General features: G+C 72.0%; 5 protein-coding genes. All 5 read right to left on the bottom strand.

The window, feature by feature from the left end:
- A partial coding sequence (locus G6031_RS15255; protein ID WP_182653708.1) for an alpha/beta fold hydrolase occupies positions 1 to 1,637 on the bottom strand: 1,637 nt, incomplete at its 3' end.
- Positions 1,638 to 1,919: 282 nt separating this feature from the next.
- A complete protein-coding gene (locus G6031_RS15250; RefSeq protein ID WP_182653707.1) occupies positions 1,920 to 2,162 on the bottom strand; it encodes a hypothetical protein in 243 nt (80 codons plus the stop codon).
- On the bottom strand, positions 2,159 to 2,710 hold the full coding sequence (locus G6031_RS15245) for a hypothetical protein (protein WP_179523378.1): 552 nt from the start codon (positions 2,708 to 2,710) through the stop codon (positions 2,159 to 2,161). The genes G6031_RS15250 and G6031_RS15245 overlap by 4 nt, the downstream gene beginning before the upstream one ends.
- Positions 2,697 to 3,296 (bottom strand): hypothetical protein, encoded by a 600-nt coding sequence (locus G6031_RS15240; RefSeq protein ID WP_179523379.1) that lies wholly within the window; start codon positions 3,294 to 3,296, stop codon positions 2,697 to 2,699. The genes G6031_RS15245 and G6031_RS15240 overlap by 14 nt, the downstream gene beginning before the upstream one ends.
- A partial coding sequence (gene hemB / locus G6031_RS15235) for a porphobilinogen synthase (RefSeq protein ID WP_187702328.1) occupies positions 3,293 to 4,288 on the bottom strand: 996 nt, incomplete at its 5' end. The genes hemB and G6031_RS15240, both read right to left, overlap by 4 nt.

Here is a 4,288-nt window from a genome sequence, read left to right as displayed (position 1 = left end):
GTGGCCGCTCCGGTGTCGCGGTGCGTGCCGTACCAGTCGTCGGCTCCGGCGACGGGCGCGGACATGCCCTGCTGGGCGGCGGCCGCGCGCTCGGCCTGACCCCACCTGGGCAGAGGCTCCGGCGAGGGCTTGCCCTCGACGCGCCCCGGGGTGGCGACCCCGGTCTCGAGGAACTCCATCACCACCGCGTCGACGGCAGCGTTTCCGGTGCGGAAGGTGCCGTGCTCGCCGCCGCCGACGACGACCAGCGTCCCGTCGAGCGTCTCGACGACCCTGTGGGCACCGGCGATCGGGGTGACGGCGTCCTTCTCCGAGTGCAGGACGAGCGGCTTCTGGTCGAGGGCGTCGCCGTTCGGCTGGATGGTGCGTGCGACCGGCGCCCAGCCCACACAGTCGTCGCCGGCGGCCTCGGCCGCGGCGCGGGTGGTGAGCTTGTTGCCGCCCGTGTAGCGGTCCGCCTTGGCAGCCATGACGCCGAGCTCGCTCGGCGGCGAGGCGGTCTCGTTGCACGTGATGATCGCGTTCATCTCGATGTCGGTGCGGAAGACCGGCGAGCGGCTCTCCTGCGCGGCGACGATCCTGGCGGCCGTCGGGTAGTCGACCCGGGCGATGTTGCCGCCGTCGTTGTAGTACTTGAGCATGTGCGCCAGCATCGGCCACGCCTGCTCGGAGTAGGTCGCGCCCACCGTGGCGTCGTACAACCCGGTGGTGGCGTTGTTGGTCAGACCCTGCAGCGCGACGGCGCGACCGAGACCCTCGACGCGGGCGAGGGCGGGCGCGGTGCCGTTGATGGTGTCCAGCGCGGGCCGCTCGAGCGCGGTGCCCCGCAGCTCGACGGGCAGGTCGCGGGTCTCGGCCGGCGGCGGGGTGAGGTTGGCGGGTCCCCCCACCTCCTGGTCGGTGACCCACTTCCAGGAGTGGAACACCTTGCGCGGGGTGTCGCCGAGGCCGTAGTAGTCGTCGCGCTCGGCGATCCACGTGAAGATGTCGTTCAGTCGTCGCTCCTGGGCGAGCGCGCCCTGTTCGGCCTGGGTGGACCACCGCCAGTCGGGGTGCGTGTTGGAGTCCAGCACCATGCGGCCGGTGTGCTCGGGGAACAGGGTCGCGAAGTCGGTGCCGATCGCGGTGCCGTAGGACACGCCCACGTAGTCGATCTCGGCGAGCCCGAGCGATTCGCGTACGGCGTTCATGTCGCGGGCCGCGTTCTCGGTGGTGAACGAGGCCATGTAGGCCGGATCGGTCCCGAAGCAGGCGTCGTGCAGCGCGTTGGCGGTGGTGGGGCCGACGAAGGCGACGTCACAGGTCATCGGGTTGGAGCCGTAGAGGCCACGCGGCTGGACGGCCACGAGGTCGTGGTTCTCGTACAGGCCGGCGGGCGCGGTGCCGTCGAACGCGGGGCTCCAGAAGTTGAGGGCGTAGTTGCCGGGGCCGCCGGGATTGCCGAAGACGGCCGACCGGGCCTGCCCCGAGGACGCCTTGATGCGGGTCAGTGCGACCTCGGTCCGGGCGCCGTCGGGCTGGCTGTAGTCGACGGGGACCTCGACGGTCCCGCACTCGAGACCGGCCGGCACGTACTCGGCCTCGATCCCGAGCATCTCGGTACAGTCCTGCCACTTGACCGGGGCGGCGGCAGCCACTCCGGTACCAAGAAGTGCGATCGCCCCAACGACCGCGGTGGTGCCAACGAAAGTGCTAGACGGCTGCACCGATCCCCGATTCCATGTTCTGTAGATGACTGCCAGACGAATCGGACGCCGCGACCGCTCAAGTTCACGAGCGTCACAAGCGTCCGAACCGCTCCAAATGTAGCCTGTGGCGGGTGCCACGCCGCACCAACTGGCACCGACTCAGGGAACCGTCATCCGATCGTTACCGCGTGCGGGGTCGGTGCCGAAAACGTGCAGGCAGAAGTAGATATATCACTGTTCATGCCGGCTGCCGCGGGTCAGCAACGCGAGCGTGGTGGCGACCATCGCTACCCCGGCCGACAGCGTGGCAGCCAGCAGCAGCCAGGGCTCGGTGTAGGTCCGCATGATGACACCGTCGACGGGCGGGTCGACCTCGGGCGGCCGGACGGCCACGAGGTCGCGCGACAACCACCACAACACCACCGCCAGGACTGCCGCGGTCACGGCGAGCACGGCGTGGCGCCGGGCGGTCACGCCGGATCCGAGGCGGTGCCCGAGCCCGTGCCGGTGCCCGTTCCGACCGAGCGGACCGCGGCCTCGAGGGCCGCGTGCAGCGCGACCGGGTCGCGGGTCCAGGCCCGGACCTCGGCACCGGTGTCCAGGCGCAGTCCGACGGATCGCCGGCGGCGGGGGACCTCGCGGAGCTCCCCGAGCGTGCGGGCGGTCTCCCACGAGGCCTCGGGGATGCCGTCACCGGGCAGCGGGAGCACCTCCTGCACGCGGTCCAGCTCGAGCTCCTCGGTTCCCTGGATGTACGTGGTCGGGGTGAGCCGGACGCGACCGTGGACGCGGGTGGCGGCGATCATCACCCCGTGGCACATCGCCGAGGCGACCGCGCAGACGGTGAGCATGAGCCAGTGGACGGGCGCGCCGGCGACCAGCTCGAACACGGCGGCACTCGCGCAGAACAGCGGCGCGGCGAAGATCCAGGCCCAGCTCCACCCGTCTTCGGCGAAGAGGATGGGGCCCTGCGGTTCCGGTCCCGTGCCCGGCTCCGGCCGGTCGGGCTCACTCGCCGGCACGCGCACCGCCGCCGGTCGTGAACTTCATGGCCTCGGCGGTGTGCTGACGCCACACGGCGGTCGCGGCGCACAGCCCCGCGAGGATCTGCAGCGAGATCACGAGGAAGGTGACGATCTCACCGCGCTCCCCTGCCTCGGCGACACCGCCGAACACGCCGATCACGACGGAGACCGCGTCCACCACGAGGAAGATGGCGACGATGTCGAGCATCGTCCGGGCCCAGCCCTTCCCCGCCCGCAGCCGGAATGCCAGCCACACGGTCACCACGCTCACGAGCACCGCCAGGACGGCACCCAGGATCCGGGCCGCGCCGAACAGTGCCTCGATGGAGATGTCCGTGGTCCCGGCGGTCTCGACGGCGTCGCGGAAGGCGTCACGTGTGGCGGGCGGCAGGTCGCCGAACCGGGAGGTCGCGGCGTTGAGCAGCATCCCCACCAGCGCGAACCCCGTGGCGGCGAGCCACAGTCCCCAGGCGGAGTGGACGTCGTCGGGAAGAGGTCCCGCCGGTTCCACCGGCCGGCCGTCTGCGCGCTCGGAGGCGCCGTCGGTCCGCTCGGGTGGGCGCCACGGGCCGGTGCCGGTCACCGGGAGCCCCACCCGTCGGCGAGGAGGCGGGCGGCGTGCAGTGCCCAGTAGGTCAGGACGATGTCCGCGCCGGCGCGGCGGATGGAGGTCAGCGACTCCATCACCGCCGGGTCGTGGTCGATCCATCCGCGCTCGGCGGCGGCGGAGATCATCGCGTACTCCCCGGAGACCTGGTAGGCGGCCACGGGCACGTCCGAGATCTCGGCGGTCTGGCGCAGGACGTCGAGGTAGCTCATCGCCGGCTTGACCATGACCATGTCGGCGCCCTCGTCCAGGTCCAACCGCACCTCGCGCAGCGACTCGCGCAGGTTGGCGGGATCCTGTTGGTAGGTGCGCCGGTCGCCGCGCAGCGAGGACCCGACGGCCTCGCGGAACGGCCCGTAGAAGGCGCTGGCGTACTTGGCGCTGTACGCGAGCACGGCCACGTCCTGGTAGCCCTCGCGGTCCAGTGCCTCGCGGATGGCGGCGATCTGGCCGTCCATCATCCCGCTCGGCCCCACCACGTGGGCTCCGGCGGCGGCCTGGGCCACGGCGAGGTCGTTGTAGGCGGCCAGTGTGGCGTCGTTGTCGACGACCTGCTCGCCACGTGGGTCGGTGCCGAGGACACCGCAGTGACCGTGGTCGGTGAACTCGTCCAGGCAGGTGTCGGCCATCACCACGAGGTCGTCACCGACCTCCTCGCGGACGGCGGTCAGCGCCCGGTTGAGGATGCCGTCGGCGGCGGCGCCGCAACTGCCCGAGGCGTCCTTGTGCTCGTCGAGCGGGACGCCGAACAGCATGATCCCGCCGAGTCCCGCCTCGGCGGCGGCGGCGGCCTCCCGGCGCAGGGAGTCGACGGTGTGCTGCACGACCCCGGGCAGGGAGGAGATGGCGTGCGGCGCGTCGAGACCGTCGGCGACGAACGCCGGCAGGACCAGCTGCCGGGGCGCGAGCGTGGTCTCGGCGACGAGCCTGCGGATCGCCGGCGTCGAGCGCAGCCGTCGTGGACGCAC

This window comes from Dietzia sp. CQ4 (assembly GCF_014145125.1).
Classification (GTDB): Bacteria; Actinomycetota; Actinomycetes; order Mycobacteriales; family Mycobacteriaceae; genus Dietzia; species Dietzia natronolimnaea.
The sequence above is the reverse complement of the archived record's forward strand: the minus strand, read 5'-3'. Positions and strand labels throughout refer to the sequence as shown.